Here is a 19,535-nt window from a genome sequence, read left to right as displayed (position 1 = left end):
GGGGCAGAAAATGTTAGGGATGATCCTTTTGCGACATGTGTCATGGGAGTCCACTCTCATAGATTAATTGTGCTAAAGAGCCGGGATGGGGAAAGAATCAACTTTAGCAATTCTATTCAGGGCATGGGACAGGCTTCCAAGCAAAATTTTTGGTGTCGTAGCCTTTTCCATTTCGACATTTGCTGTGTTGCGACCCCAAATTGCAAATCAGATTTTGGATCGTCTCATGACGGACGATCAAATCCAATTTTGGGGAGTGATTGGTTTCATAGTGTGCGCGTGTTACTGGGCGCTATGGCTTTGGCTCAAGCGGCGGATTGCAACTAAGCAAGCGCTAAAGTACGCTAATCGAGAAGAAATTACGACAGCAATGTTTAATGTCGAGGAGATGGGTGCCTTAAATATGGCCGATAATAAGATCCGAACGAATGAGCCTATATTGAAGGTGCGTAAGGTCGAAAAAGTGTCATTAAAGAGAAATGATTTTGGATCAGCTAAATCGAAAAGGAATCGAGAGGATGGCGAAGAAACCGAAGGCTTCTAAAGCGAGCGCTGATTTTATAATGGCTAACTGCTATTTTGATGGCGTGGCCCCGGTCCTTTTTAAATTTGGCGGCGATGTTGGCCCGATAGAAATATCTGGAACCACGGTCAAAAACATGCGTGTCATAGAAGGTAAGAAGGTCGAGAAATTGAGCCTCTCTAATAATTCTTTCTATATGGAAGATCCTAAAGAGTCATTTGAGGGAGGCAAAGGGAAGAAAAAGCCTGACGAGCAATAAACAACGTATCGATGCCCAGTAATGATGTTGAAGGCTGATGTCCCCTAACTTACTAAAGAAGCTAACAACTCGTTGTGCATCGGGTGATGCGCGTGACGATGATTGTAGCTAAACCCAAACTTTCCGTGATACTTTTGGCACATGCTCCATGATTGTCTTCCGAATCGCTTGAGGCTCCGGAAGGTGAGCTTAGAAACCGGAGGCCATCGGGACGCTGTCATCCCATTGTTTATCAATGCGATGTTTGCGCATCTTGTCGATAAAGGTGGTGCGCTTGATATTGATCGAGCGGGCCGCTTTCGACACGACGCCGTGTGATGCTTCCAAAGCGTTGATAATGATCCGCCGCTCCTCGTTATTCAGATGGGCGTTCAGGTCGATGACATTGCTGGCCCGGTTGTGTGACACGGGTGCAAAAGCAGCTTTTCTATCTTCCTGCGTATCAGAAAATTGTGGTCGTATAATCGGCTTGTCGTCAAGGGCAGGGGCGATGTCCGATTGCACCAGCGCCGCAATATCATGGGCCTGGACCTGCTTGCCGGAAAAGAAGACCGTAGCGCGTTCAACCACATTGCGTAATTCACGCACATTTCCGGGCCATTCATAGCTTTGGAGAGCGGCAAATGCGCCTTGCGTGAAAACGGGCGGCGGATTGCCGTTGCTCTGGTTATCAAGGAAATGCTCTACCAATGCGGGAATATCCTCTGCCCGCTCGTTCAGGGCAGGAACTTCGATTGGCACGACGCAAAGCCGGTAGAACAGGTCTTCGCGAAAAGATCCGCCCTGAATGGCATTGCCCAGATTTTTATGGGTTGCCGCAATCACCCGGACATCAACCGGAATATTCTGGCTGCCACCCACCCGGTTTACGATCCGCGATTCCAGAACGCGCAGTAGTTTAACCTGCATATTCAGGGGCATATCGCCGATTTCATCAAGGAAAATAGTGCCGCGATCGGATTGCTCGAACAGGCCGACATGCTTGTTATAGGCGCCGGTAAAGCTGCCTTTTTCGTGACCGAATAATTCTGATTCTATCAACTGTTCCGGCAGGGCGCCGCAATTGACCGTGATATTGGGAGCCGCAGCACGTTCGGAGATGCAGTGGATAGCATCGGCCACAACCTCTTTACCGCTACCCGACGGCCCAGTGATCATGATGGAGCTGTTGCAGCGTCCGGCGAACTTCACCAGCATACGCAACTGCTGCATTTTTGCACTGCTACCGATCAATTTTGATGCGAGAAGCGTTTCAATATTTACGTTACTCATGCGACTACCCAGATAACAATAATGAAACCGGCAATGCCGGCATTGGGTGGTTCGAAGATCCCGCAATCTCCCAACCGTCACCTGGTAAAAACCGTAATGAACAAAGATGGTTAAAGCGTAGTTAACGGTGTCGTTAAGTTTTTTGCCGGGGGCTGGATACGGGATGGCATGAAGGACGACCGAAAGGTTGTGGCGTCCTGTCCGGCTTTAGCCAAGCTGGCGCAAAATGGCCGAGATCTTGGCTTTGCAAGACGCAGAGATAGACAGGAATATCATCCGATTGTCAGAAGGATTTGGCGATTTTTGCAGCATCCCTTCTTCTGTCATCACGTTAAGATAGCGCATGGCCGTGGTCATCGGAATACCGGAGCCATGGGCGATGGATGATACTGTAACCTTCTTGCCCTTCAGGTCACAAATATAGGTGTCCAGACACATGTTCCAGCAGGAATCGGCGAACAGGCCGGACCCGAAATCCAGCGTCTCCGCCTTGAACCGGCCCCATTTCAACAGTTTTTCGGCGCGGCGGATCAGCTCGGCAGTATCGATATTGTCATTTGCCAGAACAGGTTCAGGGCATGTTGCGTTACCGGAAGAGATGATTAGCCCGTTAAGAGCCTCCATTTTCTCCGAGGCTTGCGTCAGGACCGACTGGATTGCAGCAATTTCAACGTGAACTTCGTCCATAACTATTGCTCGTGCTCAATCATTCCCCTTTCAATTAGCTGAATATGAAATGAATGACCATAGTCTCGCTTGCCATTCTAACCATTGTGGAATGGCAGTTAAGCGGTAATTTTATAGTTAATTTCCAGTAAGATAGTCGAGGCCGGGCTTCATCTCTATTCACGGATCGCCAGCGAAGTGTTTGACAGTTTCGGTCAAGTCATCAAAACAGGCGGGCAGATCCGTTCATCAACCGCGTCAACTTTGCAGTTGTTCGGCCGCTTCTGCCAGTTCCAGCCAGCGCATTTCGGCTTCGTCCTTTTCATCAATCAAAGCGCTATTTTCTTTGGTCAGCTTTTCAAACTTCGCAAAATCCCTGGTATAAAGATCGGCATCGGCCAACGCTTCGGCAATTTCCGCCATCCGCTTGTCAATCGCTTCGATCCGGGCGGGCAGCATGTCATAATCGCGCTGGTCCTTGTAGCTGAGTTTTTTTGCCGGACGCGCCGGTTTGCTGGCGGCGGGCTTTGCCGCGGTCTGTTTGGCGGCGCTGTTTTTGGACTTTGCCAGATTGTCATCTGCCTTGCGCTTGGCTTCCCACTCCGCATAGCCGCCCGCGATAATATCGACTTTCCCGCTGCCATCCAGACCCAGAGTCACCGTTACTGTCCGGTCCAGAAAATCACGGTCATGGCTGACGAGCAGCACGGTGCCGTCATAATCGGCAATGACTTCCTGAAGCAGGTCGAGCGTTTCAAGGTCGAGATCATTAGTGGGTTCGTCCAGCACCAGCAGGTTGGACATGCGAGCAAATTCACGCGCGAGGAGGAGCCGCGATTGTTCGCCGCCGGATAAGGTGCCGACCTTGGCATCAATCAGGCTGGGCGCGAACAAAAAGTCCTTGAGGTAACTTTGGACATGTTTTTTCTCGCCGCGAACATCAACCCAGTCGCTGCCATCGGCAAGCACATCGCGGACGGTTTTATTATCCTGCAAAAGGCTGCGCTGCTGGTCAATGTAAACACCGTTCAGCGTTTTTGCCAGAGTGACCGTTCCGGTGTCAGGCTCCAGCTCCCCGGTCAGCATTTTCAGCAAGGTCGTTTTCCCCGCACCATTCGCGCCGACAATACCGATGCGGTCGCCGCGCTGGATACGCAGGGAAAAATCCCGGATGATCGTGCGCGCGCTATCGCCTTCGCCAAATGACTTGGAGATATTTTCTGCCGTAATGACCGATTTCGTGCGGACATCATCGCTTTGGGCTTTCAGGTTGGCGGTTCCCGCCGGTCCGATCATCGCCGCCCGCGCGGCCCGCATTTCATAGAGTTTTGCCAGGCGGCCCTGATTGCGCTTTCGCCGTGCAGTAACCCCGCGTTCCAGCCAGCGAGCTTCCAGCTTCAGTTTCGCGTCGATTTTATTCGCTGCCAGCGCTTCATCCGCGTGGACTTTCTCCATCCATGCTTCATAGCCGCCAAAGCCGATTTCCTGACGGCGCAGCGAGCCGCGGTCGAGCCAGATCGTCTGCTTGGTGAGCCGGGTGAGGAATGTCCGGTCATGGGAAATCGTGATAAACGCGCCCCTGTACCGCCGCAGCCAATCCTCCAGCCAGTCGATTGCGCCAAGGTCAAGATGGTTGGTAGGCTCATCAAGGAGCAGCAGATCCGGCTCCATGGCCAGTGCCCGGCAGATCGCCGCACGGCGTTTTTCGCCGCCGCTGGCTTTGTCGGCGCGGATCGACAGGTTGGTGGAAAGCTGGGTCGCAATGGACTGGACTTCATATTCCGCCGGTCCGTTATCGCCCGCAATGGCGAAATCCAGCAGCGTTTCAAAGGGCGTAAAATCCGGTTCCTGTTCCAGCATCACGATATTGATGCCGGGCTGGATCATCCGTTTGCCCTTGTCGGGTTCAATCTGTCCGGCAATCAGTCGCAGGAGAGTCGTTTTCCCCGCTCCATTGCGGCCGATCAGGGCCAGCCGGTCACGTGGACCAACATGCAGGTCAAGGTCCTGGAACAGCCAACCTTCGCCTTGGTGGAGGGAGAGTTGCTCATAAGAAAAAATGGGAGGTTGTGACATTGTTCATGCGCGTTAGTGCTAATGGAGGGTTAGCTCAAGTTACGTTTTCAGAAAAACATGCTATGGGGAACCAAGTTAAGGGGCTAAGAGTTTGATAGATATAGCCGAAACAGGGCGGTTGTGTTTTGGAATTATCGGAAGGAATATCATGAAATATCTAGCAATGATGAGTCTGGCCACCGCGATGATCGGGATCAGCCCTGCGGCCCACGCCGCCAATGTGCAGATTACGGCGCAAAATCCGGTCATTGAACTCAGCATATCCGAACAGATTGAAAGCGCGCCCGATACCGCCCGTTTCAGCACAGGCGTGGAAACAAGGGCGCCCACAGCAACGCAGGCACTGCGCGACAATAGCCGGCAGGCGAAAAAGGTAATCGACAGCCTGAAAGAGCTTGGCATTGCCGACAAGGATATCCAGACCACCGGCATCAACCTGCACGCCGATTATGAATATGACCGCGAAAACAGCACAAACCGCTTTGTCGGTTACCGTGTATCCAATCAGGTTCAGGCAACCGTCCGCGACATAGACAGGCTGGGCACGATATTGGACGCTCTGGTCACCAGCGCGGGTGCGACGAACCTTAACGGGCCGCATTTTTCGATTGATGATGACAGCGCGGTCAAGAAACTGGCGCGTGAACGTGCCCTTGCAAGCGGAAAGGCGCAGGCCGAAATCTATGCCAAAGCCGCAGGATATAGCGGCGTGCGCGTGCTTTCCATTTCCGAAGGGATAAGCAGCAACTCTCCCTATCCTGCACCGGAAGCTGCAAAAATGGTGCAGGCGGATGCATCCGTGCCGGTTGCACCGGGGCAGGTGGGCACGATGGTCAATCTCAATATTACCTATGAAATGACACGTTAACCCTATATGAGGTAAAGGGTAATATTTGTTCAGGTGATGTTAAAAGGCTGGGGGCTAGTATTTTGATCATGTTGAAAAAAATCGTCCTTTCCGGGATCGCGGCATCGGTCGCTATGGTGGTGACTGTTTCTCCGGCGATCGCTGCGCAGAGCAATAACGACCAGAAAGCTGCGCGTGCGCAGATGATCTCGGGCAAGGGTAAATCCTTGCGTGCGATTGAAAATGCTGTGCTACCGATGATGGAAGATAGCCAGTATCTTGGCCCTGAATATGATCCGTCTGCAAAGGTGTACCGGTTGAAATTCATCCGGCAAGGCCGTGTCATCTTCATCGATGTTGATGGCCGGACCGGCAATATTCTGCGTCAGCGCCGCTAATCCTGTTCTCTTTACCCCAATTTTCTTTATCATTACGGGATGTAATGATGATATAGAATCATCATCATGAAAATCGGTTTTCTGGAGTAACTTTATGCGCGTGCTTATTGTCGAAGATGAACCCACATTGGGCCAACAGCTTAAATCGACGCTGGAAAGCAATGGCTATGCGATTGACTTGTCCACCGATGGTGAAGACGGTCATTTCATGGGTGCTACCGAGGAATATGACGCGGTTATCCTTGACCTTGGCCTGCCGGAAATCGACGGCCTGACCGTATTGGACCGCTGGCGCAAAGAAGATCGCAATTTCCCGGTTCTGGTTCTGACCGCCCGTGATAGCTGGTCGGACAAGGTTGCCGGGCTGGATGCCGGGGCCGATGATTATCTTGCCAAGCCGTTCCAGACCGAAGAGCTGATCGCCCGGCTTCGCGCCCTGATCCGCCGTGCATCGGGTAATGCATCTTCCGAACTTACCGCAGGCGATGTCCGGCTGGACACCCGGTCCGGCAAGGTGACCCTGGATGGCAGCCCGGTAAAGCTGACTGCCCAGGAATATAAGCTTTTGTCCTATTTGATGCATCACAAGGGCAAGGTTGTGTCACGCACCGAACTGATCGAGCATATTTACGATCAGGATTTTGACCGCGATTCCAACACGATCGAAGTTTTTGTAACGCGTATCCGCAAAAAACTGGGAGCAGAGGTTATTTCCACGGTCAGGGGGCTGGGCTATAGTCTAGAGGATCCGGACAGCTGAATGAGGCAAGCAAAATAAACCTTCCAGTCGATGAAGGCGGCGACCAGCCAAAGGTAGCAACGCGCGCTACCGGGTCACTGAGCCGCCGGATGATCGGCATTGCGTCGGCCTGGATCATAGTCCTGTTACTCGGCGGCGGGGTGGCGCTTGACCGGGTTCTCGTCAATGCCGTGACGCGCAATTTCGACAATCAACTGGAATATGCTCTGACCGCGATGATTGCATCGGCGGAAATTGATCCCGTGGGTGAGGTATATTTTAACCGGCCCTTGGGCGATCAGCGCTTTCTGGAACCCAATAGCGGCCTTTACTGGCAAATCAGCGGGGAAGGGCATGACGATTTTACATCGCGCTCGCTGTGGGATCGCACATTGGAGCAAGTGGTTCCCCATGATGATCTGGGCATCCATCTCTATGACAGCGACCATTTCCCCGAAGAGCCGTTACGGGTTGTGGAGCGGACGGTAACTCTGCCGGATTCGGACGTTAAATGGTCGTTTCGGGTCGCGCAGAACCGGGAAGGGCTGGATGCACAAGTCCGTGAAATCCGGACGATTGTGTTTAACAGCTTCCTTTTGCTTGCCGTTGGCCTGATCGGCATGGCGGCGCTGCAAACGCTTTATGGGCTTTGGCCGCTGCGTAAAATCCGCAAAGCGATTAGCGAGATGCGAAACGGACAGCAAAGCCGCGTTACCGAACCGATGCCCAATGAAGTCACGCCTATGGTGGATGAGCTGAACGAACTGCTCGAACATAACGAGAGGCAGGCAGAAGAAGCGCGGCGCCATGCAGGGAATCTGGCCCATGCGCTTAAAACACCGCTGACCGTTATCATGAACAGCGCCACGGCAAAGGCGGATGATCTGGCGGATACGGTCATCCGGGAATCGGGCATAATGCGCCGTCAGGTCGATCATCATCTGGCCCGCGCCCGTGCGGTTGGCCGCCGCGGTCAAGCTTTAAGTCGCTCGCGCGTATGGCCCAGCCTGCAAGCGGTCGAGCGTGCGGTTGGCCGGCTTTACAAGCATGTCCGCATCGATATTGACGGCGACAAGAATGCCGAAGTGTGCGTCGAGCGTCAGGATCTGGACGAGATGATCGGCAACCTTGTTGAAAATGCCGCAAAATATGGTGGCGGTAGCGTATTTGTCACGGTGGAAACGGGCGATGAATTTGTCGACCTGTTGATAGAGGATGACGGCGTGGGCATTCCGGTGGAGGAACGGGAGCGTTTGTTCAATCGCGGTGCGCGTCTTGACACCAGCAAGCCGGGAACCGGCCTTGGCCTTGCCATTGTTCGTGATGTTGCCGAAATATATCAGGGCAACGTATCGCTCGACGAAAGCGAGGATCTGGGCGGATTGATGGTGCGGTTAAGCCTGCCGAAATCCCGCAATTAGCGGATTAATTTGTTTCTTCGCGAATCCGCTCATGATGGCGGATGACTTCGTCGATGATGAAACGCAGGAATTTCTCTGAAAATTCGGGGTCGAGATTGGCTGCGCTGGCCAGTTGACGCAGGCGGGCGATTTGTTCCTGCTCGCGGGCCGGATCAGCGGTTGGCAGGTTGTTTTGCGCTTTATATTCGCCAACCGCCTGTGTGACCTTGAACCGTTCGGCCAGTATGAACACCAGGGCGGCGTCGATATTATTGATACTTTCACGATATTGCTTGAGCTTGTCGTCCATAAAGATAGCCGCCTGATTCCTGTTAAGATTAGCCGCTAGATAAACTGGCGTGCTAGTTTTGCAAACTTCACTTGCAGATGCAGTGATTTCGCTTGCCTTATGCCGGTTCCGTTGCCACATCGCATTCAATATGTCTGCAACAATCCATCATTTGGGGGGCGAATCTCCCCCGTCACTTGAGCCGCTTATGGCGCTCGTCGCCAGTGATATGAATCAGGTGAACAGCGTCATCCTGGACCGGATGCAGTCCGAAATCCCCTTAATCCCGAAACTGGCGGGTCATCTGATCGCTGGTGGCGGTAAAAGAATGCGGCCTATGCTGACCTTGGCGGCGGCCAAATTGATCGGTTATGAAGGGGACCGCCATTACAAACTGGCGGCTGCGGTCGAGTTTATCCACACGGCGACTCTGCTGCATGATGATGTGGTGGACGGTTCCGATCTGAGGCGCGGGAAGACTACCGCGAATCTGGTGTTCGGCAACCCTGCAACCGTATTGGTCGGGGACTTTTTGTTCAGCCGCTCGTTCGAGCTGATGGTTGAAGATGGCTCGCTCAAGGTTTTGAAAATCCTGTCCAGCGCATCGGCGATCATTGCCGAGGGTGAGGTCAACCAGCTTACCGCGCAGCGTAAAATTGATACCAGCGAAGACCATTATCTTGATATTATCGGGGCGAAGACAGCCGCTTTGTTTGCTGCGGCCAGCCGGATATCCGGGGTTGTGGCGGAACGGGACGAAGAAACCGAACTGGCGCTGGATTCCTATGGACGCAATCTGGGTATCGCTTTCCAGCTGATTGATGACGCGATCGACTATTCATCCGACAAGGAAACCATGGGCAAGGACCGCGGCGATGATTTCCGCGAAGGGAAGGTTACTTTACCGGTGATTCTGGCCTATGCACGCGGCAGCGAGGAAGATCGCAAATTCTGGAAAAATGCCATTATCGGCCACAAGGTTACGGACGATGACCTGAGTTTTGCGACAGACCTGCTGGTTAAGACAGGCGCGATGGAAGACACGATTTCACGCGCGCGTCATTATGGGCAGCGGGCGATTGATGCGCTGGGCATCTTTCCATCGGGCAAGGCAAAGGCCGCGATGACCGAAGCAGTTGAGTTTGCGATTTCACGCGCTTATTGAGAATATTTGGACGACCATCAACAAAGGAAATTACGGTGGCTGCAAGGATTTATCAAATACCCATGAATGCTATGCAGTCGGGCACGGCGTTGACCGACAAATGGGTGCTGGAGTTTGAACCGTCTGAACGGCGTAAACCGGACCCGTTGACCGGATGGGCTGGGTCCGGCGATACACAGCGTCAGGTCCGGATGACATTCCCCGACGCTCCGGCGGCGATCGCTTATGCTGAAAAATACGGGATCCCCTATGTCGTTGTTCCGACGCCAAACAAAGGCCTAAAAATACAGGCTTATGCGGATAACTTCCGGTAAATAACCGGATTTGCCCTAGAATGATGCGGGTTTCAAACCGCTTCAGACCAGATTTAAAAGCAGCAACAACCGCACGTCAATCCCGGCCCCTTCGCCGCGTTTGCGTTCAAGAAACGCGTTGAGTTCTTTCAAGGCCACGCGGTGCACCGTGATATTTTCGCTATCCACACCGCCGCCATCGCCGATTTTGGTCAGGCCGTGCGCTTTGAATAGGGAAAAGCTTTCCGACACCATGCCGGGGGAAGAATAAAATTGCCCGCAATCTTCTATTCCTTCCGCGCGGTAGCCGGTTTCTTCCTCCAACTCACGGATCGCGGCCAGTGACGCATCTTCATCCGGATCATCGTCATGGTCCCCGACAAGACCGGCAGGAAGCTCGATACAGTTTTTGCCGAGCGGCACACGATATTGCTCGACCAGCAAGACATGGCCATCATCCACGGCCAGAATAACCGCCGCCCTTATGCCGCGGCTGCGTGATACATATTCCCAGCGGCCCTGGCGTTTGGCCGTGACAAAGCGGCCTTCCCACATGGTTTCGACCGGTGCATCGGCATCGGGGAATCCGGTCTTGCTATCGCTCAAAGCTCGATCAACCTGTCGGGCAGTTCATTGGGGTTTTTGTCGGTTTTGGGGAAATGCTCGGCCAGCACTGCTCCGACATGCCGCACGGCTGCGGCCATGCCTTCACCGGGGCGGCCAGCGCGCACTTCGTCGATCAGCGCAACCATTGCCTCTCCCCATATTTCGGGGGAAACTTTCTGTGCAATCGCTTCATCCGCAATGATTTCCGCGCGGTGCTCTTTTAACGAGAGATAGATGAGTATGCCCGTAAGCCCCAAAGTCTTGCGCTCTGCTCCGACCCTGAACAACGCAATGGCCTGTCGCCGCACGCGGCGCTGTTTGGTGCTTTTGGGGGTCAGAAATATCCGCAGCGGCGTCCAAGTGAAAACATAGCTCAGGACCAGAAACAACACGACACAGACGATGAACAGGACCGCCATCTGCTCACCCGCAGTGGTGAAATCCTGTTCCCACACACCGAACAGGCTCAATATGATCGACTGGTAAAAAGCCGGGAACATCGCGACAGAGGAGAGGAACAGGAAGGTAAGACCGATGGCCCATTGCAGCCCTGCATCATAATATTTGTCGGAAATATCGGTGATGATAGTTACAATTTCGCCGTCAGTGGCTTTTTCAGCCTCGCTGACCGCAGCGGTGACAAGCTTGTGATCTGCTTGGGAAAGCTGGTTTACTTTTTTCATCACCATCCTCCCGAAGCGCCGCCGCCGCCAAAGCTGCCGCCCCCGCCGCCAAAGCCGCCTCCGCCGAAGCCTCCTCCGCCGCCAAAGCCGCCGGAACTACCGCCGCCCCAGATGATAACCGGCCCGGCTCCACCGCGGTAACGTCTGCCGCCACGCGACCCGAACATTGAAAAGAAGAAAATGACTATCATCAGGATAATCCAAAAGGCGGCCAATCCCATTTCGCCTTTACCGGCTTCCTTGCGCTGCTGCTCCGCCGCCTGCGCCGCATAAGCGCGCGCCTGTTCGTCGGGAAGGCTGAGATGCCGGAAAATCATGTCCGCACCGGCGATGATCCCGGCGGCCATATCGCCTTCGCGGAAGCGGGGCAGGATGTCATTCTGGATGACCATGCTGGAAACGGCATCCGTCATAATCCCTTCAAGGCCATAACCGACTTCAACCCGGACCTTGCGTTCATTGGGCGCGACCAGCAAAATTACGCCATTATCCTTTTCGGCGTTACCATCGGCGGCCTGCCCGATGCCCCAAGCGCGGCCAAGTTGATAGCCATAGTCGGCAATATCATAGCCTTCGAGGTCAGAGACAGTCGCCACAACCAACTGGCGGCTAGTCGTATTTTCAAGCCCTTCGAGCTTGGCCGTAAGCTCCGCTTCCTGCGCGGGGTCCAGAAGGTTCGCCTGATCCACAACCCGGCCCGTCAGTTCGGGAAAAGTTTGTGCGGCGGCGGGGACCGCTAAAGCGCATAAAAATAATATGAACAGCGAACGTAACAGTGTCATGACGCTAGTTTCTCCTCAATGGGTGCGGACAAATCATTGTCATTCAATTTGATTGTCGGGCTCATTCGCATCTTTTCGATCAGTCTGTCGGCACCGGCAATTATGCCTTCTTCCATCTTGCCGTCTTTAAATATTGGCAAGATATCCTCCCTTATCACCTCGGCGCAAAAGCTGTCTGACAAAGAACCTTCCAGCCCATATCCAACCTCGATGCGAACCTTTCGCTCGTTTGGTGCGACCAGCAGAATTACGCCATCCTTGCGATCAACATGCCCGATGCCCCATGCACGGGCCAGATTGATAGAATATCTCTCTATGGCCTGCCCGTTAAGGCTTTTCGTTGTAGCGACCACGAATTGCGGACCAACTTCTTTTTCAAGCTTTTCCAGCTTTTCGGTCAATGCCTTTTCAGCCGCGGCGTCGAGCAGATCGGCCTGATCGGTGATGCGGCCAGTCAAAGCTATTGCTGGCCCAGCATCCCCGGTGACCGCGCCCTCTGTAAGTGTGGCCGCTGCAACATTGCTGTCAAGCGGCGCAGCCTGTTCCTCACAACCGCCAACGATCAGCGATGCGAAAGCAACGCCAAAGAACAAGGTTAAACGGTTTATAAGCACACGTTAAAACGCAACCGTCGGGGCTTCTTCCGCACCTTCGGTTGTGGCCTGGAATGGCTCCATCGGTTTGGCACCGTGAATGATCTTCGCACCGATAATATCGGGGAAGGTCCGGATGGTCGTGTTATATTGCCGGACCGCTTCGTTATAATCCCTACGCGCGACGTTGATGCGGTTTTCGGTGCCTTCAAGCTGGCTTTGCAGGGTGAGGAAGTTCTGATTGGATTTAAGATCAGGATAAGCCTCTACGGTCGCCAGCAAGCGGCCGAGATTTTGCGAAAGGGCGCCCTGAGCAGCGGCAAATTCCTGAACTTTCGCGGCATCGCCAAGGTCATCTGCGCTGACCTGAATCGATGTCGCTCTTGCCCGCGCCTCAACCACGGCGGTCAGAGTATCCTGTTCCTGTGTTGCAAAGCCCTTCACCGTTGCAACGAGGTTGGGGACCAGGTCCGCGCGGCGTTGATAGCTGCTTTCAACATCGGCCCATTTGGCTTTTGCCTGCTCTTCGGCGGTCGGCACACTGTTGATACCACATGCACTCAGCGCCAATGCCAGGACCGGTATTGCCAGAAACTTGGTAAACTTACGCATTTTCATTCTCTCCCCCATTCAGGATACCCATTCAGGTTGAATATGTTAGCAGTTGTAAAAATAGGGCCGTTAACGGGTAATTGCAATGACATGTCTCGACAAATCAAGGGTGCTGGGGCATTTAACTTTTCTCTCACCGGAAAGAGGAATATGTAAATGATTGCGGAATTCAAACAGTTTATCCTGAAGGGCAATGTGCTGGATCTGGCTGTTGCGGTCATTATTGGCGCGGCTTTTGCCACGATTACGACATCACTGACCGAAGATGTCATCATGCCGCTGGTTAGCGCGATTGCCGGTACTCCGGACTTTTCCACCCAGTTCATCCTGCTCGGCTCACCGCCTGCGGAATTGGAAGGTTCTACCGACTATGCGGCGCTTAAAGCAGCGGGCGTTCCCATGCTTGGATGGGGGCAGTTTCTGACGGTGGTTATCAATTTCCTCATACTGGCTTTCATCATCTTTCTGATCGTGCACTATGCCAACAGGCTGATCGTTAAAAAGGAAGAGGAAGAAGCAAAAGCAGGCCCCACGGAAATAGAGCTATTGACCGAGATTCGCGACAGTCTGAAGAAATAGAAATAGGTTCAGGCCCGAAACTGACCGGTAATCCGTCAGATTGTATTTTGTTTTTTTTGGGAACCAACATGCGAACCGTTCGTTGGGCGCAAGAGGCCAATTGCCTCCAACAAAGGGAATAGAGGAAGAATTTATGCGTAAATTAGCAATTGCAACCATGAGTGCAGCCATTTTCACGCTGGCTGCTTGCGATAGTGCCGGCCCGGAAACCGCGACGGAAGCGGCTGCAGAAAATGCAGAACAGCAGGCAGACATCGCTGATGAAGCAGCCGATAATGCTGCCACCGAAGCCCAAGAAGAGGTCATGGAAAATAAAGCGGATGAATGGGAAGCTAAGGCTGATGAGCTTGAAGACCAGGCAGACGCAGAAGAAGGCGCGATGGCACAATAAGCCAGGCCTATAGTCCTTTGGGACGAACTGGAACAACTTGGGCTGACGGGTAACCTGTCAGCCTTTTTTTCTTGCCCGCAGCGGTCTGGACACTTTTAATTCATAAACAAGCGCCTATATAGGGTGTGTCCGTTTCGGCGGACTATGGTGATAAATTGTGATGTGCAATAGGCATAACGGACCCGGGGGCAGTACCCGGCGGCTCCACCATTCCAGATGTTTTTCACATCTGTATTGATGGGGCCGAACCAGGATCGACGTGTGTTGAAAAGCATTATTTTTACCCGGCCTGAGTACGCCGTGATTGCTCAAAAACTATAAGTGCAAACGATAACGAAGCACTCGCAGTAGCGGCTTAAGCCAACGACCTCACGGTTGTAACTTAAGAAGTTAAAGCGCGGTTGGACCCACCGGGCAACAGAAGGGATACCGGCGGTTTGGTGAGCACCGAGCAACAGAAGCTCACCACTTATATTATTTTTGGGGGGTGCCGTGCAACAGAAACCCCCACCTTATCTTACATGATTGTTTTAGGTTCCCGTTAGCCCTGAGCTTGTCGAAGGGCGCCTATGGCCTTGGTCTCCCCATATAATCGGACCCCAACCGTCATTCCCGCCTGCGCGGGTTGTATGAACCCCGCTTGCGCTGGCTTTGGGCTTTTCTGTTTTAATCGCAGCGCGCCGCAGCGCCGCTTTGCCCGCCGTGGTCTTGCCGGTGATACTCTCCAGTTCGACCAGTGCTTCCTCCAGCCCCTTGAAGCCGCTCAGTTCAACCTTCATATTTTGACATTCCGCCGTTTTTGGGCGATGCTGCGACCCATGAATCTAAAAACCTTTGTCATCTTGCCAGTCCTCGCTTTGTCAGGCTGTGCAACAACCGCTGCGGGGCTTCTTGACTCCCCGATTGAACAAACCGTTCAGAGCGATAAATCACCCCAGCAATTCGCAGAATGTTCCGTTGACAACATGAGCGGACAGACGGACATTCGCGGGTCCGGCGATCATTATTACGTTCTCAGGTTCAGTGGCTATCAAATGCCTTATGCACGGTGGGATTTCCGTAGTCGTCCCGGTGGTGGCTCCGTTGCTGAATTGCGTAGAGCCAATATCTCCGTTGGTTCAGGTGCGGGCGACGTTAGAGACTGCGCTTAAGCGGACCTCACTGCCGTTACCTCAACCTCTTTGCGGTTCGGGAAAGCTACACCCTCAATATCCCAGTATGCGCCGTCCAGAACAAGCCGATCCCGCACAGTAAGGCCACGCGTCTGCTATTCACAATCATCTTGAATGTAGCCGATTGCTTCCCCTGCTCCATCGCCGCCTCGCGGCGTTCAGAACAGCGCCCGTAAAATATCTGCATTTTTTCCTTGCAAGATCAGCCCATGTTTCGGTTTCACCGCCATAGTCGTCAATAACCGCCCGCCTACGCGGGAATGACAGGTATTTATCTCCGGAAAACCGCTAAGCCCCGATCCTCAATAATCCTCGCCATAGGATTTGTGATAATCAATCGCCTCGATCATCTTGGCTCCGGCCATAAACACCGCGCCTGTGCACGCCAGGAACAAGAGTTTTCCGCCAAATCCGGGATATTGCTCCAGATAGACCTGGCCACGCGCCACCGCCCCTGTGGCAAGCGCATAGACGATCAGAAAGACCTCAAATTTCGTCTTTATGATGAACAGTCTTTTGATTTTGCGCCACATGGCTTTTAAGTAGCAAACTGCGTGCCAAGCGCGGAAATCCGGCACTTTTCAATTTCAAACATGCTTAATTGTAAGTTAATTCGACAGTTACGGCTTGGTTCAGGCTAATTGCGCCAAGTCGCAGGCTTGCAAAAGCTTCCTGCGCGCTGTTTGCACCGTTTCGGCCAAGGCGGGATTGGTCAGTTGGTCCGGTTCTATCGTTTCGGGCCAATATTCCTCCACCAGTCTCGCGATGCTATCCAGCTTTTCGGGCGTCGCCATAAAACGCGGGTCAATATGCGCCGGGTCGGCAACCACGCGCAGCCGCAGACAGGCAGGACCGCCGCCATTGGCCATGGATTGCCGCACATCGACGGGATAGAGTTTCCGGATCGCGCCATTGCCGGCGACCAGATCATTCAGATAGGCCCAGACTGCGCCGGTTTCTTGCGCTTCGCTGGGCAGGATCAGCGCCATCCCGCCATTATCGGGGAGCGTGACAAGCTGTGCGTTGAACAAATAGGATTTGATCGCGTCGGCCAGACTGACCTTATCCGCGGGCACCGTAATGATTTCCGCTTCCGGGAACTTGCGTTTCACCTCGGCATAAAATCCCTCGCGGTCGGCAAAGGCTTGCTCATGCGCGAATAAAACCTGCTCATTGGCTACCGCGACCACATCATTGTGAAACGCGCCTGCCGCAATGGCCTGCTCTGATTGCTCTGCAAAAATGATCCGAGTTTCGGACAATCCGTGCTTTCGCGCAACCGCCTTGCTGGCTTCCACATGCTGCCGTGCGGGGAAGGGGCCGCCGCTTTTTCCATAGACAAATATCTCCACCCCCGCGCTGTCATGCTTGGTGCACAGGCGCATATGGTTGGCCGCGCCTTCATCGCCAAAGGGGGGCGGGACAGGGGTATGAACCGTGAAATGGTCCGGATCGGCAAAGGCCAGCCGCAACTGCGCCAGCGTATCCGGCCATTCATGGCTGCGGTGCGGCATGGTCTGCAGGTTCGCCACCGTGATGTGGCACTTGCCGTCTGTATCGGGCGCGGGCGATATGGTCGCGGCATTGGCGGCCCACATGGATGATGCAGAATAAGACGCTGCCCTTATATGCGGTTCGGCGGCGGCGATCTGCGTGCCGAGCGATTCCAGCCAGGCTTTGTTGGGCCTCTCCAGCGGCATGAAAAAGCCCTGCGCCAGCCCCAGAGCGATATTATGGCGCATCTTGGCTATGCCTTGTAGCGCCGCTTGCCGGGGGAATGAAGGCTCCCCCGCATGGGTCGATGAGGCGATATTGCCAAGGCTAAGCCCCGCATAATTATGGCTGGGGCCAATAATTCCGTCAAAATTGATTTCTTGCAGCATGGCTTGGGTACATTCCCTTATCTTGGGATATGGCAGACGGTATCGCCGACGGACAGGCCGGTATTCGCGGCGGCATTGGCGTCGATGGTTATGCCGCCTTCGCTTTCACCGACAATGGCGTAAGCGGCCTGAAAATCGCTCAACTCGCCAAAGGAGATGATTGATTTCATCCCGTCTCCGGACTCTAGGGCAAGATCTGTGTCCGCGTCCGTTGCGGCGTCTGTAATGGCCGTTATCCGGTCTGTTCTTGCGTTTCTTATGCTGGTGACTTTATCGGTCTTTGCGATCATCGTCGGGCCGCCGTCAAAAATATCGACATAGCCGTCATAGGAAAAATTCTCGTTCTCCAGCATCCGCATCGCGGCCCGGCCATTGGGGTGGGGGACGCCGATGGCGGCGCGGGCGCTTTCGCTCAGCATCGCGGTGTAAATCGGATGTTTGGGCATCAGGTCGGCAATGAACTGGTTGCCGTGAATGGCGTTGAAATAATCCGCTTCCTGAAAGCTCATGCCAAAGAACCGGCCCGCCAGACCGTCCCAAAAGGGCGAGCCTCCCGCTTCGTCGATCACGCCGCGCAATTCGGCAAATATCTTGTCGCTAAAGCGGGAGCGGTGCTGTTTGATGAACAGATAACGACTGCGCGCCAGCAACATGCCCAGCCCGCCAGCGCGTTCGCCCGGATGCAGAAACAAGCCGCCGACTTCGCTTGCCCCCTCCAGATCGGTGACCAGCGTCAGCATTTCGGCGCGGAAGGTGCGGTTCAGTTCCTTGCTGGTTTGCGATAATGTGCTCAGCCGATAGGAATAAAAGGGCCAGCTCTGCCCGACCATCGTGAAAAGCTGCGTTGTTCCGCGCACCGCGCCGGTTTTGATATTTTCCAGCACCATGACGAACAGATCGTCGCCATGTTCCTCGCTCGTCCTGCCAAATGCTTTTGCCGAGCGTTCCAGTTTCGCACGCAGGCTGTTTTTGTCTGCGGGGAGGTTGGTGAAGCCGCCGCCGGTCAGTTTCGCCATTTCATATAAGTGTTGCAGGTCATCCATCCGTGCGGCTCTTATCCTGAAATCCGTCATATTCCCCCTTTTGCGGCAATCCGCATGATTGTCAGTGCCGAAAGCTTTGTCCGTTCGGCGAGACTGTCAGTGATCAGATATTCGTCGCTGCTGTGTATGGCGCCGCCGCGAACGCCCATCGTGTCCACCACCGGAACGCCGCATGCCGCAATATTATTGCCATCACACACGCCGCCGGTTCCCCGCCAGCTAATATCAAGGCCCAGATCCGCGCCGCAGCTTTTGACCAGATGGAAAAGCTTTTGCGCCTGTGGATCAATCGGTTTGGGCGGCCTGCCAAAACCGCCATGGCACTGCACATCGACATCATGGCCGGTGGCGATGACCGCGATCAGATTGTCGAGAGCATTTTGCGCCTTTTGCTGATCCTCCAGCGATTGGGGGCGGAAATTGACGCGCAATATCGCGTGGTCGGGAACGGCATTATTCGGCCCGCCGCCATCGATTTTGGCGGGGTTCACGCTTAGCCCTTCGCGGTGCAGGGCTTTTAGCTGCAAAGCCATGTCTGCGGCGGCGACCAGTGCGTTGCGGCCTTCATCCGGATTGCGGCCGGCATGGGCGCTTTTGCCGGTGAAAATGATGGAGAAATTACCGCTTCCGCCGCGTTCGCCCGCTAATGTGCCGTCGGGCAGGGCGGGTTCGTAGGTAAGGGCAGCGACCTTTTGCCTAGCGCATTGTTCAATCAGCGCGGCGGATGAACCGGAGCCAACCTCTTCATCGCTGTTGATCATGATGTCATAGCCGATGCGGCTGGCATATTCGCTCTGTTCCAGCAATTGTAGCGCGCCAAGCATGACAGACAGACCGCCCTTCATATCCGCAACGCCGGGGCCGTTCAGCACACCGTCCTCTAACCATTTCATTTCCTGAAAGGGATGATCGGCAGCAAATACGGTGTCCATGTGCCCGGTAAGCAATATGCGGACCGGAGCATCGGGGCGGATGATGCCAAGAAGATGCTGTCCGCGCGGCACCTGGTAAAGGGAGCCATCGGGCCGCACCGCATCCACCGGGGCAGGATCAACCAGTTCGATATCTCCGGGCAAGACCGAAAACGCATCGGCCAGATAGCGAGCCATTAATTTCAGGCCATCCAGATTGGTCGTTCCGCTGTTAACCTTTGCCCAAAGCTGTGTGCGTTCGAGCAGCGGCAGGTCGTTCGCTTTATCGAGCAGGGTCATTTCCGGGAATGGTGGAGCAGTCATCACAAATTGATAGCATTTGTAACTACATA

Annotated in this window: 24 protein-coding genes and 1 other RNA gene; 11 read left to right on the top strand and 14 right to left on the bottom strand. The window is 54.1% G+C overall.

What is annotated here, in order from left to right; genetic code table 11:
• Positions 1-85 precede the first annotated feature (85 nt).
• Complete coding sequence (locus VIN76_RS01570) at positions 86-544, top strand: hypothetical protein (RefSeq protein WP_332040057.1); 459 nt, start codon at positions 86-88, stop codon at positions 542-544.
• Positions 519-782, top strand: a complete 264-nt coding sequence (locus tag VIN76_RS01565; RefSeq protein WP_332040056.1) for a hypothetical protein — start codon at positions 519-521, stop codon at positions 780-782. Before VIN76_RS01570 ends, VIN76_RS01565 begins: the two co-directional genes overlap by 26 nt.
• A gap of 189 nt (positions 783-971) precedes the next feature.
• Here VIN76_RS01565 and VIN76_RS01560 read toward each other — a convergent pair whose 3' ends face one another.
• The 3 genes from VIN76_RS01560 to VIN76_RS01550 all read right to left on the bottom strand — a co-directional run bounded on the left by VIN76_RS01560 (position 972) and on the right by VIN76_RS01550 (position 4,796).
• The gene (locus tag VIN76_RS01560; protein ID WP_332040055.1) at positions 972-2,054 is read right to left on the bottom strand and encodes a sigma-54 dependent transcriptional regulator; all 1,083 of its coding nucleotides are present in this window, start codon (positions 2,052-2,054) and stop codon (positions 972-974) included.
• 207 nt (positions 2,055-2,261) lie between these two features.
• A complete protein-coding gene (locus VIN76_RS01555; protein WP_332040054.1) occupies positions 2,262-2,741 on the bottom strand; it encodes a helix-turn-helix domain-containing protein in 480 nt (159 codons plus the stop codon).
• A 237-nt stretch (positions 2,742-2,978) separates the two neighbouring features.
• Entirely contained in the window at positions 2,979-4,796 is a 1,818-nt protein-coding gene (locus VIN76_RS01550) for an ABC-F family ATP-binding cassette domain-containing protein (RefSeq protein WP_332040053.1), read from the bottom strand.
• A gap of 148 nt (positions 4,797-4,944) precedes the next feature.
• On the opposite strand from VIN76_RS01550, the gene VIN76_RS01545 reads away from it, so the two are divergent.
• The 4 genes from VIN76_RS01545 to VIN76_RS01530 all read left to right on the top strand — a co-directional run bounded on the left by VIN76_RS01545 (position 4,945) and on the right by VIN76_RS01530 (position 8,201).
• The gene (locus VIN76_RS01545; RefSeq protein ID WP_332040052.1) at positions 4,945-5,664 is read left to right on the top strand and encodes an SIMPL domain-containing protein; all 720 of its coding nucleotides are present in this window, start codon (positions 4,945-4,947) and stop codon (positions 5,662-5,664) included.
• Positions 5,665-5,732: 68 nt separating this feature from the next.
• A complete protein-coding gene (locus VIN76_RS01540) occupies positions 5,733-6,041 on the top strand; it encodes a hypothetical protein (RefSeq protein ID WP_332040051.1) in 309 nt (102 codons plus the stop codon).
• A 94-nt stretch (positions 6,042-6,135) separates the two neighbouring features.
• A complete protein-coding gene (locus VIN76_RS01535) occupies positions 6,136-6,801 on the top strand; it encodes a response regulator transcription factor (RefSeq protein ID WP_332040050.1) in 666 nt (221 codons plus the stop codon).
• A gap of 89 nt (positions 6,802-6,890) precedes the next feature.
• The gene (locus tag VIN76_RS01530) at positions 6,891-8,201 is read left to right on the top strand and encodes an ATP-binding protein (protein WP_332040049.1); all 1,311 of its coding nucleotides are present in this window, start codon (positions 6,891-6,893) and stop codon (positions 8,199-8,201) included.
• 4 nt (positions 8,202-8,205) lie between these two features.
• Here VIN76_RS01530 and VIN76_RS01525 read toward each other — a convergent pair whose 3' ends face one another.
• A complete protein-coding gene (locus VIN76_RS01525) occupies positions 8,206-8,490 on the bottom strand; it encodes a chorismate mutase (RefSeq protein ID WP_332040048.1) in 285 nt (94 codons plus the stop codon).
• A gap of 130 nt (positions 8,491-8,620) precedes the next feature.
• Here VIN76_RS01525 and VIN76_RS01520 point away from each other — a divergent pair, with 130 nt between their 5' ends.
• Both VIN76_RS01520 and VIN76_RS01515 read left to right on the top strand, forming a co-directional pair.
• Positions 8,621-9,634, top strand: a complete 1,014-nt coding sequence (locus VIN76_RS01520; protein ID WP_332040047.1) for a polyprenyl synthetase family protein — start codon at positions 8,621-8,623, stop codon at positions 9,632-9,634.
• Positions 9,635-9,669: 35 nt separating this feature from the next.
• Complete coding sequence (locus VIN76_RS01515) at positions 9,670-9,948, top strand: ETC complex I subunit (RefSeq protein WP_332040046.1); 279 nt, start codon at positions 9,670-9,672, stop codon at positions 9,946-9,948.
• A gap of 42 nt (positions 9,949-9,990) precedes the next feature.
• Here VIN76_RS01515 and VIN76_RS01510 read toward each other — a convergent pair whose 3' ends face one another.
• Genes VIN76_RS01510 through VIN76_RS01490 form a run of 5 tightly spaced genes read right to left on the bottom strand, consistent with a single transcriptional unit; the run spans position 9,991 to position 13,209 of the window.
• The gene (locus VIN76_RS01510) at positions 9,991-10,482 is read right to left on the bottom strand and encodes an NUDIX hydrolase (RefSeq protein WP_332040081.1); all 492 of its coding nucleotides are present in this window, start codon (positions 10,480-10,482) and stop codon (positions 9,991-9,993) included.
• Positions 10,483-10,529: 47 nt separating this feature from the next.
• Positions 10,530-11,216 (bottom strand): hypothetical protein, encoded by a 687-nt coding sequence (locus VIN76_RS01505; RefSeq protein ID WP_332040045.1) that lies wholly within the window; start codon positions 11,214-11,216, stop codon positions 10,530-10,532.
• On the bottom strand, positions 11,216-11,992 hold the full coding sequence (locus tag VIN76_RS01500; RefSeq protein WP_414696251.1) for a TPM domain-containing protein: 777 nt from the start codon (positions 11,990-11,992) through the stop codon (positions 11,216-11,218). The genes VIN76_RS01505 and VIN76_RS01500 overlap by 1 nt, the downstream gene beginning before the upstream one ends.
• A 2-nt stretch (positions 11,993-11,994) precedes the next feature.
• The gene (locus VIN76_RS01495) at positions 11,995-12,612 is read right to left on the bottom strand and encodes a TPM domain-containing protein (RefSeq protein ID WP_332040043.1); all 618 of its coding nucleotides are present in this window, start codon (positions 12,610-12,612) and stop codon (positions 11,995-11,997) included.
• 3 nt (positions 12,613-12,615) lie between these two features.
• A complete protein-coding gene (locus VIN76_RS01490; protein WP_332040042.1) occupies positions 12,616-13,209 on the bottom strand; it encodes a LemA family protein in 594 nt (197 codons plus the stop codon).
• 150 nt (positions 13,210-13,359) lie between these two features.
• Between VIN76_RS01490 and mscL the strand changes: the two genes are divergently transcribed.
• The 3 genes from mscL to ssrA all read left to right on the top strand — a co-directional run bounded on the left by mscL (position 13,360) and on the right by ssrA (position 14,605).
• Positions 13,360-13,782, top strand: a complete 423-nt coding sequence (gene mscL, locus VIN76_RS01485; RefSeq protein WP_332040041.1) for a large conductance mechanosensitive channel protein MscL — start codon at positions 13,360-13,362, stop codon at positions 13,780-13,782.
• A 133-nt stretch (positions 13,783-13,915) separates the two neighbouring features.
• Complete coding sequence (locus VIN76_RS01480; protein ID WP_332040040.1) at positions 13,916-14,173, top strand: hypothetical protein; 258 nt, start codon at positions 13,916-13,918, stop codon at positions 14,171-14,173.
• A gap of 89 nt (positions 14,174-14,262) precedes the next feature.
• Positions 14,263-14,605, top strand: a transfer-messenger RNA (tmRNA) gene (ssrA, locus tag VIN76_RS01475).
• Between the two features lie 98 nt (positions 14,606-14,703).
• Here the strand turns inward: ssrA and VIN76_RS01470 are convergent.
• From VIN76_RS01470 to VIN76_RS01450, 5 genes are all read right to left on the bottom strand, one after another.
• A complete protein-coding gene (locus VIN76_RS01470; protein WP_332040039.1) occupies positions 14,704-14,952 on the bottom strand; it encodes a hypothetical protein in 249 nt (82 codons plus the stop codon).
• Between the two features lie 695 nt (positions 14,953-15,647).
• Positions 15,648-15,878 carry a hypothetical protein gene (locus VIN76_RS01465; RefSeq protein WP_332040038.1) on the bottom strand — a complete coding sequence of 77 codons (231 nt, stop codon included), beginning with the start codon at positions 15,876-15,878 and terminating at the stop codon, positions 15,648-15,650.
• A 99-nt stretch (positions 15,879-15,977) separates the two neighbouring features.
• Positions 15,978-17,228, bottom strand: a complete 1,251-nt coding sequence (locus tag VIN76_RS01460) for an N-succinylarginine dihydrolase (protein WP_332040037.1) — start codon at positions 17,226-17,228, stop codon at positions 15,978-15,980.
• 17 nt (positions 17,229-17,245) lie between these two features.
• Positions 17,246-18,301, bottom strand: a complete 1,056-nt coding sequence (locus VIN76_RS01455; RefSeq protein ID WP_332040036.1) for an arginine N-succinyltransferase — start codon at positions 18,299-18,301, stop codon at positions 17,246-17,248.
• Positions 18,298-19,506: a hydrolase gene (locus tag VIN76_RS01450; RefSeq protein ID WP_332040035.1), complete on the bottom strand. Its 1,209-nt coding sequence runs from the start codon at positions 19,504-19,506 to the stop codon at positions 18,298-18,300. Before VIN76_RS01450 ends, VIN76_RS01455 begins: the two co-directional genes overlap by 4 nt.
• Positions 19,507-19,535 lie beyond the last annotated feature (29 nt).

It is taken from the genome of Parasphingorhabdus sp. (assembly GCF_036568145.1).
Taxonomy (GTDB): domain Bacteria; phylum Pseudomonadota; class Alphaproteobacteria; order Sphingomonadales; family Sphingomonadaceae; genus Parasphingorhabdus.
This window is presented reverse-complemented; position numbering and strand designations above follow the sequence as displayed.